Below are 18,989 nucleotides of genomic sequence, written 5' to 3'. Positions count from 1 at the left end.
TGGATCAACATTACACTGTTCGCATTTCGTCGCAAAGCCGTGTCGCACCGTTCGCTCTTATTTGCCGGTTAGCGCCGACATCACTGCGTCGTCGACAGTTCTATGCCCCAACCACGAAAGCCGCGTCAGCGTGGCATGTCCTTGTCCCAGCAAATCGTTTTCATCACCGTCCTTGCCAGTGCCCATTCTGCCGCGTGGCACCAGCAATTCGGTGCGTGCCCCATTTTGGGAAATGACATCGCTTGTTGACGCGATCTTGTCGCGCCCGATACGGGCCTGCCGGAGTTGCGCAGGCAGTGCAGCGGGCAAGTTGATCGACAGCCAGTGACCATCAAGAACCCAGTGCTGCCGTTCTTGCCATAACCGTCCGATCAATCGTGCCAGGTAATCGGCATCATCTGTGCCAAGCTGCGGGTTTTTGACCCGCGACATGCCGATTGCGGGGATGCCCCAAAAGGTTGCTTCGCGCGCGATGCCCAGCGTGCCGGAATAGGCGATATCCTCTGCCACGTTAGGACCATCGTTTATACCCGACAAAACCAGATCGGGCTTCGCTCCGTCTTTGAACACCCATGTCATCGCCGTGACAACGCAATCGGCGGGCGTGCCGGAACAGCTGAACCGTTGAGGGGCGGTTTCTGTCATGAATAGCGGGCGACCAACAGTCAAGGAGGACCCTGCTGCCGTGCGCTTTGCTTCGGGTGCGACGACCCAGACATCATCGGACAACTGGCGCGCTGCCTCTTCTGCAAGCGCAATTCCCGGTGCGTCGATGCCGTCGTCGTTGGCGATCAGAATGCGCATTACCTGTCCCTCCCATTTACGATGTGGGTTTGCCCGGTCTTTGCGGTTGGATCCAGCGCGTCTATATGGTCCGCAAGATCGGTCAAATCCGCCGTGGCGCAGGAATGGCCAAAAACACGAGCTGCATCGACCGTCCCGCACATTTGATTGTTTTCATGCAGCGTAGGATGGGTGGGCAGACGTATCCAGTCTGCCTGTCCGTTAGCAAATGCGATAGCACCGGGTGACCCGTCGGGCAGATGGCCTGTAAATAGCATCGGGGTTTGGCGCGTCACCGCCAGGGGAATTGCAGTTGCAGCGGGCCCAGCGACACCCATGCCGTCATGCACCAACAAAGGAGTAGTTGGGAATTGATCGCCCCTATTCCACAGATGCGCGCGTTCTACCTTGGCGACCAGTCGCTTTGTAATTTTGGGGTTATGACCAGAAATTACCCTGATCTGCGCAAGCAGCGGGTCGGCCATATCACCGGAAATGGCAAAAGGGCCCTCTTGGATCGCGATCAATTCCAGCGAACGCCCCGCAAGCGGCGTCGGCAAAACACTCCCCCCTGAATGCGTTGCTATCCACGCTCTAATTGCGATAGCACGATCATGGGCTGATACTGGATCGGCTCCGTAGGACGCATCAATCACCAACAGATCGCACTGCGGCAAGGCAGTCATCGGGAAGACCTCGCTATTGGGCACCACATCACCGCAGTAGACCACTTTTGCGGACGTGTCTGACGCCGCAATCCACATGCCGCCTGCAACATGGCCGGAATGGCCGGTGTCAATAGCAAGTGGCCCGACTGAAAACCGTGTCCCGATCTGCACAGTTCTGATGTCCATCGACGCCAGAGGGTGGGTCGCCAGATCATCAGGCCGCGCGTATTGCGCAAGTGCCGCCGGCGTTTCAGCGAGCGTTTCGGCAGTCATATAGATCGGACCGGTGTACCCTTGCGCCGCAAGCCAGCAAAGGGCACCGACATGGTCTTCATGTGCATGAGATATGACGAGAGCGTCCAGATCGCGCGCGGGCAGTGCAAGCCGGGGGTGATAGCTGTCATCATCCGCACCCACTTTGATCCCGGCATCCAGCATCACGCTGCAGCCTTGCGTTTGTATGCAAACGCTTGTGCGCCCCTTCTCGCCAAAGCCGCCCTGAAGGTGAACTTGCATCAGCCTGGCTCCTGCGCAGGAATAAGCCATCCGCCCTCAAAAGCGAGCCGTGCAGTTTGCCCCACCTCCAGCGTCACAGGGTCGGGTTGAACAAAATGCACGATCCGGTCTGATGCTGCGTCAGGTCTAAATTCGATCCGCGCCAGCCCACCCTGATAGACAACACGGGTGATCGTGCCGTCAAAGCCGGGCGCATCGGTGTCCACGATTTTGACAGCCTCAGACCGGCAGCAGGCCAATGCCCCGGCGCGGGGGCCGTCACTGGGCCGACATCGCAGGGTAAGGGGTTGGCCGAACAAGTCTGCCGCACAGGTGCCATCTGTTCCCGCTGCCAAAACGTCCACTGGCAGCACGATACCCTGAGAAATAAAGGATGCCACCATCGGCGTGGCGGGTTCATGATATAGCTTATGCGGCGTATCCAGCTGCACAAGCTGCCCATGATCCATGACCGCAATCCTATCCGCGAGAGCCATCGCCTCGGATTGGTCATGCGTAATATACACTACTGTGGTGCCCGATCGCTTGTGGAAATCGGCAAACTCATCCTCCATCGATGCGCGCAAATGCACGTCGAGATTGGCCAAGGGTTCGTCAAACAGCACCAGTTCGGGCGTCGCGACAAGGCAGCGCGCCAAGGCAACGCGCTGGCGTTGACCACCGGACAGATTGGCAGGTGCCCGCTCGCCATATCCTTCCATATCCACCAGCTTGAGCGCTTCTGCCACGCGTTGTTCACGCTCGGCGTTTGGAACTTTTGCAACCTTCAACGAATAGCCGATATTTTCTGCAACATTCATGTGCGGCCACAACGCATAGTTCTGAAAAACGATGCCGATACGGCGTTTTTCTGGTGACACGTTAAAATTGCTTGATGACACCACCTTCCCGCCAATCCGGACTTCGCCCTGACTAACCTGCTCGAACCCGGCAATGATACGCAACAGAGTGGTCTTGCCGCATCCCGACGGGCCAAGCACCGCGAGGAACTCCCCTTCGCGCACGTCGATGGATACATTCTTTAGCGCCGCAAACGACTGAAATTTCTTGGTGACGTTGTCGATCGTTAGTCCCGCCACGGCAGCACCCCACTTGGAAGTTTCTTGGCAAAAAGGTTCGCCGTCAGCATCAACAGAAACGTGAACGCAACAAGCAAGGCCGAAATCGCAGCGGCGTATTTTGTGTCGCCGCCCTGTTCAAAGGAAAAGATCACGACGCCAAGTGTTTCAGACCCTGACGACCAAAGAAGTGCTGAAACAGTCAACTCTGAAAAGGCGGTCATGAAGATCAACAGCCCACCTGCCATTGCCGCCGGTGCGATCATTGGCACGATGATCGTGCGCATCCGCGTGAGCAACCGCGCGCCGCTCACTTGCGCTGCTTCTTCCAGCGCACGATCAATCTGGAGATAGCCGTTCACGACAGGACGCACGCCCAGAACAAGGAAACGCGCCAGATAGGCAAACAGAATGATCCAGACCGTATTGTAAAGCTGTGCGTTCAGAATCGGGATTGGTTTCAGGAACAACAGGATCGCTGCGATGGAAAGCACCACACCGGGCAGCGCATACGGCATCTCGACCACAATGTTTAACGCCTTGGTCCAGCGTCCCCTGTGCCACGCGATCAAATATCCAATGGGAATGGCAACAAACATGGCGAAGACAGCCGCCGCAATGGACAGCATGAAGCTGTTGGCAAAGGCACGCCGCGCCGCGATGTGTTCCATCACCACAAAGCGGTAATTGTCCAACGTGACGCTGTCGGCGGTCAGGGTGACGCCGTACCCACGCACCAGCGAGGTCAGGACCAATCCGGTAAGGGGCAGCACAAGAATGATCATCATCAGTAGCCACATGACCACTTCAAGAGGCACACGCCAACGCCCAAGCATATAAGGCGCAAGCGATGCCGAGGTGCCGGAAATGCGGTAATCCCTGCGCGAACTGAAGTAATCCTGCATGAATATCCCGATCATGGCGATGACCGCGATCAGCATCGACAGCACCGCAACCTCGGACAGGACCGCAGGGCCGCCACCCGCAAGGCGTTGAAAGATCAACGTCGGCAAGACCAGATAATTGGCCGGAATGCCCAGAAAAGCGGGGATGCCAAAGTTGCCGACACAAGAGACAAACGTCAGCGCCGCAGCCGCCACAATCGCCGGAGTCGCCAGTGGCAGGATAATCGTCGCGACAACGCGGAAAGGCCCGGCCCCACCGCTTTGCGCTGCTTCTACCAATTCGCGAGGAAGCTGGCGCAGCCCGGCACGCACGATCAGGAAAACGAGCGGCGAATACTGGATCGAAAGCAACAGTATAATGCCCTCGGGAGAATAGAGCGGGTTCGGCGTGCCCAGCGGTGGGGCAATGCCGAAGAAATTCAGAATCGGACTGGAGGGACCAAAGACCTGCAGCCACGCAAGGGCGGTTACCTGTGGCGCAATCATCAGCGGTGTGACAAAGCACAGAACAAGCGCTTGACGCTGCCGAATATCGGTCAGTGTCACGATCAGCGCAACTGTGACACCCAGAATGACGGACGCAACGGTGCCACCGATCCCAACCACTATCGTGTTGCGCGTCGCGCGCCAAACTGTCTGATCCGATAATCCATCTCGGATCGCATCAAGCGAGAAGTCTCCACCTGGAAATACGGTTTCCTGCAACAGCCGCAACATCGGCAGGAAAGAAAGTACAAAAACGACGATGCCAATAAGGAAAATTAGGGCCAGAAACTGGCCCTGATCGGTTTTGCCACGTATCGCCACGATTGGCGTTACCCGCCGAACATATCGGCAAAGCGTTTTTTGTTATCACCGACTTTCGGAGAGACCGTAGATGCGGAGATATCCATAACCTTGACCTTGGTACCTGCGGGCAACCAGTCGGGCTGGCCGACCGAGGCTTTGGCAGGAAGGTAGCCTTGGCTTAGTGCGAGTTTCTGCCCTTCATCGGACAGGATGAAATCAACGAATTTCTGCGCGTCTTCCACGTTATCCGCAGTGGACATGATCGCAACCGGTTCGGTCACCGCTGGTACGCCTTCGGGTGGAAAAACGAATCCGATGGGTGAGCCGTCCTTGATGGCATTCATCGCGAGGAAATCAACAACGACACCGTAGGCATTTTCGCCTGATGCGACCGATTTCAACACCGCGCCATTGCCGCGTACAGCCGTCAGGCCGTTTGACTGCATTGTTTCAAAGAACTCCCAGCCCAGTTCCGGATCTTCGACAAAGCCGGAAAGCAGAAACGCAGCCGCACCGGAGTAGAGAGGGCTGGGCATCACGACGAGGTTTTTGTAGGCATCACCTGTCAGATCGCTCCAGGTCGCGGGCTTTTCGGTAGCGCCGGTGTTATACATGATGCCCGTCGTGATGAGCTTGCTGCCAAAGTAATACCCTTCGGGGTCTATCGCATTCGCGTCAAAACCGTCGGTGACGGCGCCATCGTATTTCATCAGGCGGTCGTCAGCCTTGAGCGTTTCCATGCTCACGGCATCAGCAATCAAAAGCACATCGGGCTGCGGTGCACCGGCTGCGAACTCGGCAGCAAGTTTGCTCATCAAATCGCTTGTGCCAGAGCGAAAAACCTGCACTTCAACACCCGGATTTGCGGCTTCAAATGCGGCAACGGTTTCAGCGGCGTCTGCATCGGGCTGCGACGTGTAAAGCGTCAACTCACCGGCATAAGACGCCTGGCAAACCATCAGTGTAACGATGGCGGTGGATGCAGATTTAATCAAAGTTCGCGTCATTTGTATCTCTCCCATGGTGTTAGTACCCCCCCCGGCATTTGCCTTGGGATTCTTCGAATATTTCTCTAGTTTGGTTGTAATCGCTCACCATCCAGATGATTTTTTTCTTTAAGCTACAATTGTAACACTTATATTACAATTGTGCATACCGATTGATTCGGGTCAAACAATTAAATGCAAACGGCCAGACCACCTGGCCAAATCAGCCGCCCCATCAGATGATAGAAAAAGATTTGCAGTCTCACCACAGACTCTTTCGTACAAGAAAAAAGAGAATGTCCGAAGTGTGATGAACGCTTTCTCGTTATCCGTCTAACGGGGGCAAATTGATGTTATTTGCGAACTGTGAATGTGCCCCCGAATTACTATTCCGAATAGCCGCCGTTGCGTTGCTCCGGACCTCAAAAGCCTGAGGACGGTGATATCAAACTGCGGTGGTGAAACGCCCGCAGACGGGAGCGATCAGGCAATTTTAAATGGTGAAATGGATTGATGTGAATGGCTGCAATCTTGTCGGCCACCGTTGGACATTTCCTATTTCGAAACCGGTGGTGGTATTCTTGGCCCGGTTGACTGCCAATGACAACAGCTTTCAAGTGCCGGCATCGAAAGCACATATCGGTATCATTTTCGCGCTTTCTATACTGTCAAATTGACGTTGCCAGCAGTTTGCCGATCTGTTCGGGACGTTCGATATGAGGTAGGTGCCCAGTGTCCTCAAAAAGGTGGATTGCGACGTTACCGGGCGCTGTCAGCGCATGCTGCCATGGTATGATTTTATCCCGGCGACCCCAAATCAGACGGGTGGGCATTTCAACCCTGCTGAGAGCAGCTTTTAGATCAAAAGCCTGAGTCCCATCCGGGAAAACAATGCCCGCAAGAGCGATTTGAGCAGCCCGCATGTTGGACTGCGTGCGCGTCGCCATAACGGAACGGACGTAACCTTCGCTGATCAGCGTGTCGTCTTGGACGAGCGTTTTCAGCCATGGCGCAATGCTTTCTGCACGGGATGCGTTTGCGATGCCGCTCAGGGTCGCACCGTTAATATCAGGGCCAAGGCCAGCAGGTGCGATTAGGCAAAGCGAGTTAACTTTACTCGGCCGGGTATCTGCAATCGCCAGTGCGACGGCACCGCCAAGACTATGGCCAATGAGTTGTGTTCCGTCCAGATGCAGATCATCAAATGTTTGGCGCACCGTTTTTACCAGGTCGGAGAAGCTGCTGATACGCAGGTTTGGGGATTTACCGTGGCAGGGCAGATCGATGCGGATCAGCGGATGGTCCGCTAAAAAGGGCTCGATCTGCTTCCATGATTTAGTGTCGCTGGCGAAACCGTGGATCAAAACGATGGGGGTTCGCGTGCCCCCGTTTCTGTAAGTGATGTTCAGGAGCCCAGTTTCCGGCACGAATATTGTCGGTGATGCGAACGCAGGGTCAGACGTTTGCGGCACGTCTTTGGCTTGTATGCGCCCGCGCGGGCCACTGCCCGTTACTGCGGTAATGTCGATACCGGCTTCGCGCACGAGGGTGCGGGCACGTGGGGTCGCACGGGTTTTGTCAGTCCGTGCGGTTTTCGTCTTTAAAGGGTTTGGCACGTCAGCGGCCTGATCAGAGGCCGGTTCAGAGCGTTCAGTTGTGTTTTCGGAGACAGTCTCCGGCGTAGCAACGGGGGCATCCCCGACCTCCTCGTCTTTGTCGTAAAGCCAAGCAACCGGCTGGCCTATGGTCACTTCGGTCCCCGCAGGAACGCAGTGATACAGCACACCATCGTTTTGGGCCTCGACCTCCATCGCGGCTTTGTCGGTTTCGATATCAAACAGGGGGTCTCCCTTGACAACAGTCGAACCGATCTCAACATGCCATGCGCTCACAGTTCCGCTGGCCATATCCATATCGACCTTTGGCATGATGACTTCGACAGGCATCAGAGGCGGCCTTTGACCAGTGCTGTTGCAGCTTCCAGAATATCCGGCACCTGCGGCACAGCGGATTTCTCCAGCTCGGGATTGTAGGGGATCGGGCTTTCCGCGCCGCCCAGCCGAATGATCGGCGCATCCAGAAAATCGAACGCATCGCTTTCGGCTACCATGGCTGATATTTCGGCACCCACGCCAAGGGTCTTTACCCCCTCATAGACACAGATCAGCCGTCCGGTTTTGCGCACTGATGCCAGCACGGTATCGCGGTCCATCGGACGCACGGTACGCAGGTCGATGACCTCGACGTCAATGCCATCCTTTGCCAGTTCCTCGGCGGCAGCGAGGGCCTTGTGTACCATCAGTGAGGTCGCGACGATGCTCAGATCCTGCCCTTCGCGACGCACGGCGGCTTTGCCGATAGGCGTGGTGTAGTACCCTTCGGGCACATGGCCTTTCATCTTGTACAGGATCTTGTGTTCAAAGATCATCACCGGGTCCGGATCTTCAAGAGCTGCCAGCAACATGCCTTTGGCATCCTCAGGCGTTGACGGTTGAATGACCTTGAGACCGGGGACATGCCCAAACCACGCCTCGATGCTTTGGCTGTGCTGTGCAGCAGCACCCGTGCCAGACCCTGCGGGGAACCGCATGACAACCGGGACTGATACTGCCCCTCCCAGCATGAACCGTATCTTGGCAGCTTGGTTGACGATCTGTTCCATCGCGAGCGTGGCAAAATCCGAGAACTGGAATTCAAAGATCGGGCGCAAGCCAGTCAAGGCGGCCCCCACGGCGACACCTGCGCCACCAAGCTCGGAGATGGGCGTATCCATCACACGGTCAGTTCCGTATTTCTCCACCAGATCGCCGGTCACCTGAAAGGCCCCGCCATAGATGCCGATGTCCTCACCCATCAGGATGACGCGCGGGTCGCTGCCAAGGGCGATGTCCATCGCCTCGCGGATAGCCTCGGCGTAGGACAATTCGCGGATCTCAGGTTTGGCTTGTATATTCATGCGGCAGCGTCGTCGGTATAGACAAAGCGGGTGGCGTCAGCCACGGCGGGTGACGGGCTGGCGTTGGCAAAGGCGATGGCGTCCTGAATGACCTGCTCGGTCTCGGATTCCAGCGCTGCGACGTCATTTTCGGACATGATTTTATGTGTGACAAGCAAAGCGGACATCTGTCCAATCGGGTCGCGCTCCATCCAATCGGCGATCTCCTCCTTGGTGCGATAGCGGTTGCGGTCAGATTTTGAATGTCCGCGCCAACGATAGGTGAGGTTTTCCACGAGGCTTGGACCATCGCCCGCGCGGGCACGGGCGACAGCGGTGTCCACGGCCTCGGTCACAGCTGAGAAATCATTGCCGTCCACGGTGACGCCCGGCATGTTGTAGGCTGCAGCACGTTCGGCGATATGTTTGACCGCCGTGGATTTTTCTGTCGAAGTCGACATGCCATAGCGGTTGTTTTCACAAACAAACACCACGGGCAATTTCCAAATGGCCGCCATATTAAGGGCCTCGTGGAAGGCACCCTCGTTATTGGCCCCGTCGCCGAAAAAGCACACGGTCACAGCGCCAGTGCCAAGGCGTTTGGCCGACAAAGCAGCGCCAACCGCGATGGGCAAACCGCCGCCCACAATGCCGTTTGCGCCGAGGTTTCCTTTTGCCACATCCGCGATGTGCATCGACCCGCCACGCCCCCGGCAATAGCCGTCCTCCTTGCCGAAGAACTCCGCAAACATCCGGCCCAGATCGGCGCCTTTGGCGACACAATGCCCGTGGCCCCGGTGGGTCGAAGTGATCTTGTCATCATCACTCAGCGACATGCAGGACCCGACTGCGGACGCCTCCTGCCCAATGGAAAGGTGCATCGTCCCGTGGATCAGACCCCGGGTGTAGCTGTCTTCAGCGCCTTCCTCGAACTTGCGGATCAGGAACATCTTGCGCAGCGCACCCTTCAGTTCATCGGCGTCATAGGTGCGAATGGCGTAGGGTGTGTTTTTCGGATCAGACATTCGCGGCATCCTTGCCGTAAATCATCTCATCCTGACGGCGGCGCAATTCGACGATGCGCGCATCAGGCAGCGTGGTGTTATGCGCTGTGATCAGTTCACCCTTGGCGATCGCGGCGGTGGTCACGGCCCCGGTCAGCAGACCCGCAGGCAAGGCACGCGCGGTGCGCGCACGCGATGTTTCCATCGCCCATGCGCGGTAGGTGTATTCACCGATCTGATCCAGCGTTTCACCTGCTTTCAGGTCACGTTTGGCAACGGCGGCCACCTCGGCCACAGGCTTGTCCAGCGGCACCATGTCCGCCTTGCCATAAAGCACAGCGCGCGCGCAGGTCAGTGGCACTTCGAGCGAAGTCAGGTGATAGGGACGGATAAACTCGAAATAGGGGCCATCGCCCATTTTCAGGTCTTTCAAGCGTTCACGGATGCGCGGGTGTTCGGCTTCGATGATGACAAACACACCCGGTGAGACGCCCTTCCCGATAGAATAGTCCACCCGGCCGATACCCTCTAGCAGTCCGCCGTCTTTCTTTGGGATTAGCGTTTTGGCCAAGTCTTTCGGACCAGCGGCAGGGCCGTGCATCCCATCGCAATCCGGGATCAATCCGGTGGCATTGCCAATCGCGCACATCTCGACGGCGGTTTTGGACCCGTCGACAAATTCCACCAATAGGCGGGGGTTCATGTGGCGGCGCGCGGCCTCTTCCATGTAGGCTTCGGGGATGGCGTCGAAATTCAACGGGTTGTTCTTGCCCTTGCCCGCGCAGACGATCTTGTGCCCCATGGCGGAGACAAATTCGATCAGCTCCATGCAGGATGATGGCTCGTCGCCCGCGCCCAACGAGTAGACGACGCCGAGGCGGTCGGCCTCGCGGCGCAGGTAGGCTCCGATGGTCACATCGGCCTCGACGTTCATCATCACCAGATGTTTGCCGCGCTCCATCGCCCGCAGGCCGATTTCAGCACCAACAGCCGGGATGCCGGTTGCGTCGATCACCACATCAATCAAGCCAGATTCGAGGATCGCATCAGCATTGTCGGCCACAGCTGTCTTACCGTTCTCGATTGCCGCATTCAGGGCGTCGGTTGAATTTGCGTCTGCGCTAAATCCTGCTGCAGCATGCGCGATCTCGACGGCTTTGTGGGCGGCCGCGGAGTTTACCTCGGATATGGCGGCAACCTCGACACCGTCCATCATCCCGGCGCGGGTGACAATGTCAGTGCCCATCTCGCCAGACCCGATCAGACCGATGCGCACGGGCTTTCCAGTTGCGGCCCGTTCAGAAAGGTCTCTTGCAAGCCCTGTAAGTGAGATGTTTGCAGCCATGGAATGGTATCTTTCTGAGCTGGAGTGCAGGAGTCAACTAGGTGAACTTTGGTACAGTTGTCAAATCAATTGTTCATTGACTTTGTGATGATAAAAGTTGACCAATCATTAAAAATGGACAACCGTCTGGCGATAAACACAGGTGTTCAAGTCTGGATGGAAAGAATCGATGTTGGGGCTGAGCATTCAAATTTGCTCGGCGAAAACATCAAGTTAAAACTAACTGGGAGGACTACTTACATGACAACTCGCAACACTCTATCTCGCCGATCATTCCTGAAAAGCACCTCTGCTGCAGGCATCGTCGCGGGGGGCGCAGGCTTTGGAAGCGCTGCTTTTGCACAGGGCAACCTGCCGGACCCCCAAAGTGTTCTGGCGGATATCTCAATCAATAAATATGTACGGCAGGATTACCGCGAGCTTTATGGCATGTCCGATGACAAGCCGATCTGGGACAGCAACAAGGACTGGATCCGCACTGTTGATTGGGAGGCTGTCCGGTCCGAGCTTGCAGGGACCACAGTGCGTTTTGCCATCGGTGCGGCGGATGCGGAATCAGCCGCCGAGGGCCTCGTGCCGTTTGAAAAGCTGTCCGGCATCACGGTCGAATTGGTGCCGATTCCGGATGACAGTTTCTATGACAAAGCGCTGGCCGAGTTCATTTCCGGCAATGCGTCCTTTGACGCGCTGCAGTTCTTCTCGCCTTGGTTGGGCGATTTCGCCGCGCCGGGCTTTTTGGCCAGCCTCGATGAATATGCTGACAAATGGGGTCTGCCGCTGGACGACTTCTATGACACGTACCGCCTGAACTATGGGTTCTTCAACGGCAAGATGTACGGCATTCCCTTCGATTGCGACATTCAGATGGTGCATGTGCGCAAAGGCTACATGGAAACGCTGCTGGGCGGTGCCGTCGACAAGGTCAATTCGGTCCCGACCTATGACGAGCTGATCCGCGTATCAGGGGAGTTGAACAAGATCGAACCCGGTGTGTCGGGTGTCGGCATGATGGCAGCCCCCGGTTTCTGGTCGACATACACATGGCAGCATATTTCGGCACAGGCCGGCATGATGCTGTTTGATGAAAACTGGGAGCCGATCTTTAACGGTGACGCAGGCATGAAGGGTCTTGATATCATCATGGCCCTGACCAAGAACGCCAATGAAGGTCATGCGGGAGCCGGTTGGCCGGAAAACCGTGCGGCGTGGCTGGGCGGTCAAGTGGCCACCAACATCAGCTGGCAGGATTCAGGTACGCAGGCCATGCGGCCGGACCAAAGCCAGATTGTTGATGATTTCGTCACCATTTATGAGCCACGCATCGACGGCGGGCGTTTTGCACCACCGAATATCGCGGGCTCGACCTCTTGTGTTGCCGCAAGTGCGCAGAACCCTGAAGGCGCGTTCCTGATGCTGGCGTTCCTGACGACCGCATCGATCATGGCAATGAACGAGGCCAATGCAAACGGTGTGGCACCGGGGTATAAATCCGTCTTGACCAACACCAACCTGCATGAGGTGTCCCAGCCCGCCAAAGTCTGGGCCGATAGCCTTGAGCATGCGTGGTGTTCGCCGCGTTTGCCCGGTGCATTCCCCATCGAACAGGCCATCGGTAACGAGATCAACCGCGCCGTCGTTGGCCAGATTACGCCGAAGGAAGCGCTGGACAACGCAGCTGAAGCGGTCAAACGGATCATGACCAGCAATGGCTTCTATCAGGGTCGTGACCCGGTGGATTATGCCGAGGCAGCGCCCGGTCTTTACGTGGGCGAAGGCAAGGCTCTGCCGTTCTAGCGACCTCAAGACGAGCAGGACCTCAGCATGAGCACTTCGAACCTGTCGGATCCCGGGGCGGCGCAATCCGCCCCGGGCCAGCCGACGCCGCGAACGTACAAAAGACGAAGCAAGCGCCTAAAAGCGTGGTTTCCCTACCTTTTGGTGGCCCCGGCGGTGCTTTATCTGATGATGATCACGCTCTATCCGGGTGTCTATGCCATCGTGCAAAGCTTCTATGCTGTGAAATTCGGTCCATGGCAGCCTGTTGGCTTTGATAACTACGCACGGCTATTCAATGACTATCAATTCTGGGGCGCGCTTTGGAATACCTTTGTGATGGGGTCGATTGCGCTGACCCTGCAATGCGTCATCGCGCTGACGCTGGCGTTTTACGCCTATCGCGACCCTTGGGTCACAGGCTGGCGGATCATCTTTCTGGTCCCGATGCTGTTCATGCCCTCGGCGGTGGCTTTCATCTACAAGCTGTTCTTTCTGGATGCGCGGGTGTTTGCAGATCTGCTCATGCGGATCGGGCTCATTGACGGCAATATCGCGTTCCAGTCCTCGATCTGGATGAGTCGGTCGATCCTGATCCTTGCCGACGTCTGGCAGTGGACGCCGTTCCTGTTCATCATCTTTGTCGCAGCCCTTCAGGGGCAGGATGAAGAAGTCGAAGAGGCCGCGCGTCTGGACGGCGCTTCCTGGTATCAGATCTTCTGGAACATCTCGCTGCCGATCATGAAACCGGTGATCGCAGTGGCGCTGATCCTGCGGGGCATCGATATCACAACGATGTTCACCAACGTCTTTGTCATCACCAAGGGTGGGCCTGCCTTTGGGACCGAGACGATCAGCTATTTCATCTACCGCACGGGGTTCAAGTTCTTTGATTTTGGCTATGCGTCCTCCGCGTCGGTGATCATGCTGATCCTGACCATCATCGTTGCGCAGTTTGTGGTCAAACGCGCCTTTGTCTCGGCGAAGGTGTAGCGATGGCCTCTGTGCGCAGAAAACGCCGCGGCGAAAGCCTGACCCTGCGTTATGTGATCCTCGGGGCGTGGGCGCTGTTTTGCCTGATGCCGGTGCTGTGGTTCCTGTCCATCGGGCTGCGCCCCCGCACAGAGATCATCACACCCCAACCGATCTATTGGCCCACGTTCAGTCTGGATGCCTGGCATATGATCTGGGAAGACTGGCCCATGGCCAAATACCTGCGCAACTCGGTTCTGGCCATAATCGGGTCGGTGCTGATTGATCTGGTGCTGGCGATTCCTGCCGCTTATTCGCTGTCTCGCTATACTTATCGAGGGCGTGACGACATCGGGTTTTATATTCTCTCGACCCGGATGATGGCCCCGGCCATCGTCGCCATCCCGATCTTTTTCCTGTTCCGCAATGCGGGCTTGCTGGATTCCGTCTGGGCTTTGATGCTGATCTATGCTGCGATCAACCTGTCCTTCGTGACGTGGATTATCCGGTCTTATATGATGGACATCCCCAAAGAACTCGAAGACGCGGCACGCACGGATGGCGCAGGCGATCTGCGCATTCTGTGGGAGATCATCATCCCCGCCATTCTGCCCGGCATCATCACCGCCAGCGTCATCGCGATGATCTTTGCCATCAACGAATTCCTGTTCACCCTGCTGATCGCCTCGACCCCTGACGCCTATACGATGTCGGTCGCGCTGGCGAATTTCACCGGCGGGTCGGACGGGTTGATTTACAACGCAATTGCACTGGTCGCCTTTCTGGCCTTTGTGCCGGTGTTTCTCGTGGTCGTTTTGATCCAGAAACATCTGTCACGAGGTCTGACGATGGGCGCGGTCAAAGGATAAAACATGGCAAGGATCGAGCTTTCGGGCATCCAGAAAAAATGGGGCAACGTCTGGGGTGTCCGCGATGTGAATATCGACATCGCGGACGAGGAATTCGTGGTCTTTCTTGGTCCCTCCGGCTGTGGCAAGACCACGACGATGCGGATGATCGCAGGTCTTGAAGATCCCAGCGAAGGCGAAGTCATCATGAACGGCGAGGTCATGAATGACGTCGACGCCCGCGACCGCGATGTGGCGATGGTTTTTCAGGGCTATGCGCTTTATCCCAACATGACGATCTATGAAAACATCCGGTTCCCCCTGCGTATGCGCGAGGTGCCCAAGGCCAATCAGGATGCGCTTGTGCAGCGCGCGGCCAAGATGACAGAACTGACCGATTATCTGGATCGCAAACCCGGTGCCTTGTCCGGCGGGCAACGTCAACGTGCAGCGCTCGCGCGTGCCATTGTGCGCCAGCCGCAGGTGTTTCTGATGGACGAGCCGCTCAGCAACCTTGACGCCAAGCTGCGACAGGCGATGCGGGTACAGATCAAACACATCCAGCGGCAATTGAAAGTCACCACCGTCTACGTGACCCACGACCAGATCGAAGCGATGACGCTGGCGGACCGCATCGTCATCATGGAAGGAGGCGGCGTGCAACAGATCGGCACCCCGGATGAGATCTATAATGATCCGGCCAATACCTTTGTGGCCGGGTTTATCGGATCACCGCCAATGAACCTTGTTGAGGGGGCGGTAACGGGCGGGGTATTCACCGCGCCGGGGGTTACGGTCTCGGGGCTGGCGGCCACGCTGGGCGAACGTGTGGTTCTGGGGTTCAGGCCCGAAGACTGCACCGTCGGCGGCAGCGACCCGCATTTGACAGGGACCGTCTTTGGGGTAGAGCCCACGGGCGATCTGACCTACCTGACCGTCAAAGCCGGGGACGCCATGGTCGAGATCAAGGCCGACCGGGATTACCGCGCCGATCTTGACACGCCGATCGCTGTGACGTTCGATCCTGCGCGTATCTGTCTGTTTGATGCGGCCACTGGTCAGCGGCTGCGCTGAACCCTTACGCGCAAGGAGGCGTCATGACTTTTGACTACACGTCCATGGGGTTCTACACCTTTGATGCCCTGTGCCGACCGGTGAACGACATCCCGCCCGGAGGCAATACGTTCTTTGTTGATGATTTTGCCCTGGCTGTTTCGGGGGCCGCTGGGTCGGCTGCGATCGTGGCCGCGAAACACGGGCTGCGGGTGCAGGCGGTCGGCGGGGTCGGGAATGATCTGATGGGCGATTGGGTGTTGCGCCGCTTGGATGATTTCGGCGTTGACCGTGAAATGATGCAGCGCTGCGCAGATTTTTCGACGTCATCGAGCATCGTGACCACGCGCCCCGATGGCGCGCGCCCTGCCCTGCATAAACTGGGCGCAACGGCGGGCTTTTTTGTGGATGAGACGCAACTGGATCGCGTACTTGATACGAAAATTCTGCATGTGGGTGGGGTCGGTCTGATGGACGCCATGGACAAAGGTCGCACCGAAGAAGTTCTGGCAGAAGCACGGAAACGCGGCTGCAAGACAACGCTGGATGTCTTTGCCTCTACCGCCGATGATCTTGCGCTGATAAAACCACTGCTGGCGCATACGGATGTGTTCATGCCCTCCGAAGAAGAGGCTATGGCATTGTCGGGCCTTACTGACCTCGAGGACATCGCCCGGTTTTTGCTGGATCAGGGGGCGGCGGCTGTAATCCTGACGCTGGGTGCCGAAGGGGCAATGTACCGCGATCAGACGGGCGTAAAAATCGAAATCCCAGCCTACGACATCGACGTCGTGTGTACCTGCGGCTGCGGCGATTGCTTTAACGCAGGCTTTGCCACCGGGCTACATCTGGGTAAGTCGGTTGAGGACTGCATCCGGCTGGGTCAAGCGAGTTCGGCGCAAAACGCCACTGGGTTGGGCTCTCAGGCTGGTGTGAGCGATCTGGCGAACACACTTTCTTTTATGGAAAAGACTGCTCTCAAGGCTTATACTGCCAGCTGAAACCATCAAGAGGTCTGCCACAATGAGCAGTTCCTACCCGAACCCACGTGCTCTGAAATTACCGTTGCGCGACCTTGTGCGCGGCGTGCGCCAGCATGCGGGGCCCGCTGCTGCGATAATTTCACACGCGCTCGAATCCTTGCCGGGGCCGCTGCGCAATGCGGTCGAGAACATCACGCCGTTTGATCCTAAGGGGGCAGGTATTTCTGGCCCGCCTGATCCGATGATGGTCGCCAATGCTGCAGCGGCAATGCAAGGTGCGGACATGTCCGCCACTCAGATGGCGACCTGCGCAGGGTTCGCGATTTCAGTGTTACTGGCAGAGGCGCGCAAACCTGATCTGCTGGTCAGCGAAACGATCTTGGCCATGTGCTGGCATGATGCTGAAACTCAGTCTTACCGGGCTGCCGCCCTTTTGCATGCGATGGTGCGGCGTGAACCTTTCGGTGTCGCCCCGGGTTTTATGGCTTCCGGAACCGGACCCGACGCGGGGTTGCCGCTGCGCATCTGCATCGGGGCTGTGCTGTGGCTGCTGACGGAGCCGGGGGATGGCGCCACACCCGAAGAAGAACTGGTGCGCATATCTGGCTGGTTGGGTGCAGGATCACTGGAGGCCTGTCAAAAGGCGTGGAACGACCCACAGACGCTCAACGAAATCCTGCTGGATGTGTCTGAAAGGATATGACGTGAAAGAAGCCCTGCACGCTCTGGAAAACAGTGACCTGCCCGTGCGCAAGACGATCCTGCGCGCGCGGTGGTTTGTCAGCTCTTTTCGCGAATTTCTCGCGTCTCTGGAACACGAAACCGGCAAGACGCTATCCTTGGACGAAGCCAAACTGTTGCAGGCTTTCAGCGCGTGGTTTCGGTCTTTCGAGGCGCAGAAATTCAAAGCGCAGGAACACCGGCTGGAGTACGTTACATTTGCGGCTGGCCTTATGCTGCGAGAAATGGTGCGTTTTGCTCCCGTCACAGCGCAGGAAGACGAAGGTGAACGCGACCAACCCGCAACCTTTTGGCCTGAAGGGTATCTCTACGTTTCGTTTTGCCTTGCTGTGCGCGATGCGGTGATTGAACAGGATTTTTCACTGTCCGCGGATACAGCTCCCAAACTGGGTGATTTGCGGACCTGGTGGTCTTTTCGCGAAAACGTGAACGAAGACGTAAATCTCGCCATTGGTTTTTTCGAAGATTTTGTTGGCGAAACTCCCAACTGGACAATGCCGGGCCTGTTCACGCCGGGCCGCATGAGAAAGCAGCTCGACGATACTGGACAACCCCGCAAGCTTACCTGAGACGGGTGTGTTGCATCAAATCGCTCTATTTGGCCCCACAAGCGCTGAAGCCAAAGACCGCGCATGATAGCCACCATACGCACCTCAAAATAGGACTGTTGCATTAACGGCCAGCTTGTCGCGAAATTGTTAATCAAAGGGACTTCTACATGGCAAGCAAACAGCCGTTCAAGCGCTACCGGTTTCCCCTCTGTGATCATCCTGTGTACGGTTCGGACGTATCTGCGGCACCTACCGTTCTACCAAGATGGGGCGGACCTGCTTGCAGAACGAGGGCGGGATGTCGACCGCTCGACGTTCTCTCGATGGATGCAGAAGTTTGGGCCTGAACTGTTCAGGCCGGCTTAGCGCCCTCTCAGCCGCGCTAGCCTGAACTAGCACGTCTCCTCTCGGCAGATCATCGTGTGATCGCCTGCCGGGCAATGGATGAAACCTACATACGGGCCGGTGGAAAATGGCGGTACCTGTGGCGCGCAATTGATGCGAACGGTCAATTGCTTGGATTTCAGGCGGACGGCCCGATGCGATGCGAAAGCGACACTACTGGGGATAGAACCAATCAGAACCACCAAGAACGGACACATACAAACACGGCAGCCTGGCGTCCGAAGCGAGATCAGCTTCATCAATGAGCTATTCAACGCGGCCGTCCGAAACCAAGGCAGCAGATAAAACTATCTGCGCCGGAAGTTAACCCAACAGTTCGTTCCACAGGACACTAAGTTTGCAATCGAAAGGACGTTTTGTGACGGGAAATGAATCTTATCATGAAAGTTCACAGACACTTTGATGGCGAACCGAGGGTCAGTATTATATATTCCATAATAAATTGATATTAAAATATAATATTAAACCACGTACAATACCTCAGTAGAAGAAATTACCAAAGGCAGATCGCACACATCGGCGAAATCAACCTTTTTATCGAGCCTTGATTTGAAGAGATCATAGTAAGCGTTGGCTCAGCACCACACTACCGCCTAAGGTTGGTAGATGCGATTCCTGCTGACCTGCTCCCCTGAAAAGTCCGGTGTTTTGAGTTAGCCTGTTCTCCAAGTAAG

Annotated in this window: 17 protein-coding genes; 8 read left to right on the top strand and 9 right to left on the bottom strand. The window is 56.8% G+C overall.

The window, feature by feature from the left end; all coding sequences use genetic code 11:
- Window positions 1–57 precede the first annotated feature (57 nt).
- From K5Q35_RS07995 to K5Q35_RS07955, 9 genes are all read right to left on the bottom strand, one after another.
- Window positions 58–804, bottom strand: a complete 747-nt coding sequence (locus tag K5Q35_RS07995) for a 5'/3'-nucleotidase SurE (protein WP_220799159.1) — start codon at window positions 802–804, stop codon at window positions 58–60.
- Window positions 804–1,967, bottom strand: coding sequence for an MBL fold metallo-hydrolase (locus K5Q35_RS07990; protein ID WP_220799158.1), 1,164 nt, complete (start codon window positions 1,965–1,967; stop codon window positions 804–806). The genes K5Q35_RS07995 and K5Q35_RS07990 overlap by 1 nt, the downstream gene beginning before the upstream one ends.
- Window positions 1,967–3,046: an ABC transporter ATP-binding protein gene (locus K5Q35_RS07985; RefSeq protein ID WP_220799157.1), complete on the bottom strand. Its 1,080-nt coding sequence runs from the start codon at window positions 3,044–3,046 to the stop codon at window positions 1,967–1,969. Before K5Q35_RS07985 ends, K5Q35_RS07990 begins: the two co-directional genes overlap by 1 nt.
- Entirely contained in the window at window positions 3,034–4,737 is a 1,704-nt protein-coding gene (locus tag K5Q35_RS07980) for an iron ABC transporter permease (protein WP_220799156.1), read from the bottom strand. The genes K5Q35_RS07985 and K5Q35_RS07980 overlap by 13 nt, the downstream gene beginning before the upstream one ends.
- An 8-nt stretch (window positions 4,738–4,745) precedes the next feature.
- Window positions 4,746–5,726, bottom strand: coding sequence for an ABC transporter substrate-binding protein (locus K5Q35_RS07975; protein WP_013963120.1), 981 nt, complete (start codon window positions 5,724–5,726; stop codon window positions 4,746–4,748).
- 647 nt (window positions 5,727–6,373) lie between these two features.
- Window positions 6,374–7,651: an acetoin dehydrogenase dihydrolipoyllysine-residue acetyltransferase subunit gene (locus tag K5Q35_RS07970; protein WP_220799155.1), complete on the bottom strand. Its 1,278-nt coding sequence runs from the start codon at window positions 7,649–7,651 to the stop codon at window positions 6,374–6,376.
- Complete coding sequence (locus K5Q35_RS07965; RefSeq protein ID WP_013963122.1) at window positions 7,651–8,661, bottom strand: alpha-ketoacid dehydrogenase subunit beta; 1,011 nt, start codon at window positions 8,659–8,661, stop codon at window positions 7,651–7,653. Before K5Q35_RS07965 ends, K5Q35_RS07970 begins: the two co-directional genes overlap by 1 nt.
- The gene (locus K5Q35_RS07960) at window positions 8,658–9,665 is read right to left on the bottom strand and encodes a thiamine pyrophosphate-dependent dehydrogenase E1 component subunit alpha (protein WP_259650494.1); all 1,008 of its coding nucleotides are present in this window, start codon (window positions 9,663–9,665) and stop codon (window positions 8,658–8,660) included. The genes K5Q35_RS07965 and K5Q35_RS07960 overlap by 4 nt, the downstream gene beginning before the upstream one ends.
- Window positions 9,658–10,989 (bottom strand): NAD(P)H-dependent oxidoreductase, encoded by a 1,332-nt coding sequence (locus K5Q35_RS07955; RefSeq protein ID WP_220799154.1) that lies wholly within the window; start codon window positions 10,987–10,989, stop codon window positions 9,658–9,660. The genes K5Q35_RS07960 and K5Q35_RS07955 overlap by 8 nt, the downstream gene beginning before the upstream one ends.
- Before the next feature lie 240 nt (window positions 10,990–11,229).
- Between K5Q35_RS07955 and K5Q35_RS07950 the strand changes: the two genes are divergently transcribed.
- The 8 genes from K5Q35_RS07950 (at window position 11,230) to K5Q35_RS22630 (ending at window position 18,560) form a co-directional block, all read left to right on the top strand.
- Window positions 11,230–12,783: an ABC transporter substrate-binding protein gene (locus K5Q35_RS07950; RefSeq protein ID WP_013963125.1), complete on the top strand. Its 1,554-nt coding sequence runs from the start codon at window positions 11,230–11,232 to the stop codon at window positions 12,781–12,783.
- A 27-nt stretch (window positions 12,784–12,810) separates the two neighbouring features.
- Window positions 12,811–13,755: a carbohydrate ABC transporter permease gene (locus tag K5Q35_RS07945; RefSeq protein ID WP_220799153.1), complete on the top strand. Its 945-nt coding sequence runs from the start codon at window positions 12,811–12,813 to the stop codon at window positions 13,753–13,755.
- A 2-nt stretch (window positions 13,756–13,757) separates the two neighbouring features.
- Window positions 13,758–14,603, top strand: coding sequence for a carbohydrate ABC transporter permease (locus K5Q35_RS07940; RefSeq protein WP_220799152.1), 846 nt, complete (start codon window positions 13,758–13,760; stop codon window positions 14,601–14,603).
- A 3-nt stretch (window positions 14,604–14,606) separates the two neighbouring features.
- Window positions 14,607–15,656: an ABC transporter ATP-binding protein gene (locus K5Q35_RS07935; protein WP_220799151.1), complete on the top strand. Its 1,050-nt coding sequence runs from the start codon at window positions 14,607–14,609 to the stop codon at window positions 15,654–15,656.
- Between the two features lie 23 nt (window positions 15,657–15,679).
- Window positions 15,680–16,636: a carbohydrate kinase family protein gene (locus K5Q35_RS07930; RefSeq protein ID WP_220799150.1), complete on the top strand. Its 957-nt coding sequence runs from the start codon at window positions 15,680–15,682 to the stop codon at window positions 16,634–16,636.
- A 22-nt stretch (window positions 16,637–16,658) separates the two neighbouring features.
- Window positions 16,659–17,321 (top strand): hypothetical protein, encoded by a 663-nt coding sequence (locus K5Q35_RS07925; RefSeq protein ID WP_220799149.1) that lies wholly within the window; start codon window positions 16,659–16,661, stop codon window positions 17,319–17,321.
- A gap of 1 nt (window position 17,322) precedes the next feature.
- Window positions 17,323–17,928 (top strand): hypothetical protein, encoded by a 606-nt coding sequence (locus tag K5Q35_RS07920; RefSeq protein WP_013963131.1) that lies wholly within the window; start codon window positions 17,323–17,325, stop codon window positions 17,926–17,928.
- 422 nt (window positions 17,929–18,350) lie between these two features.
- Window positions 18,351–18,560, top strand: a complete 210-nt coding sequence (locus K5Q35_RS22630; RefSeq protein WP_259650493.1) for a DDE-type integrase/transposase/recombinase — start codon at window positions 18,351–18,353, stop codon at window positions 18,558–18,560.
- Window positions 18,561–18,989: the final 429 nt, after the last annotated feature.

Source organism: Roseobacter sp. OBYS 0001 (assembly GCF_019654895.1).
Classification (GTDB): Bacteria; Pseudomonadota; Alphaproteobacteria; order Rhodobacterales; family Rhodobacteraceae; genus Roseobacter; species Roseobacter litoralis.
Note: the sequence above shows the minus strand (reverse complement) of the source record. Positions and strands in the feature narration are given on the sequence as shown.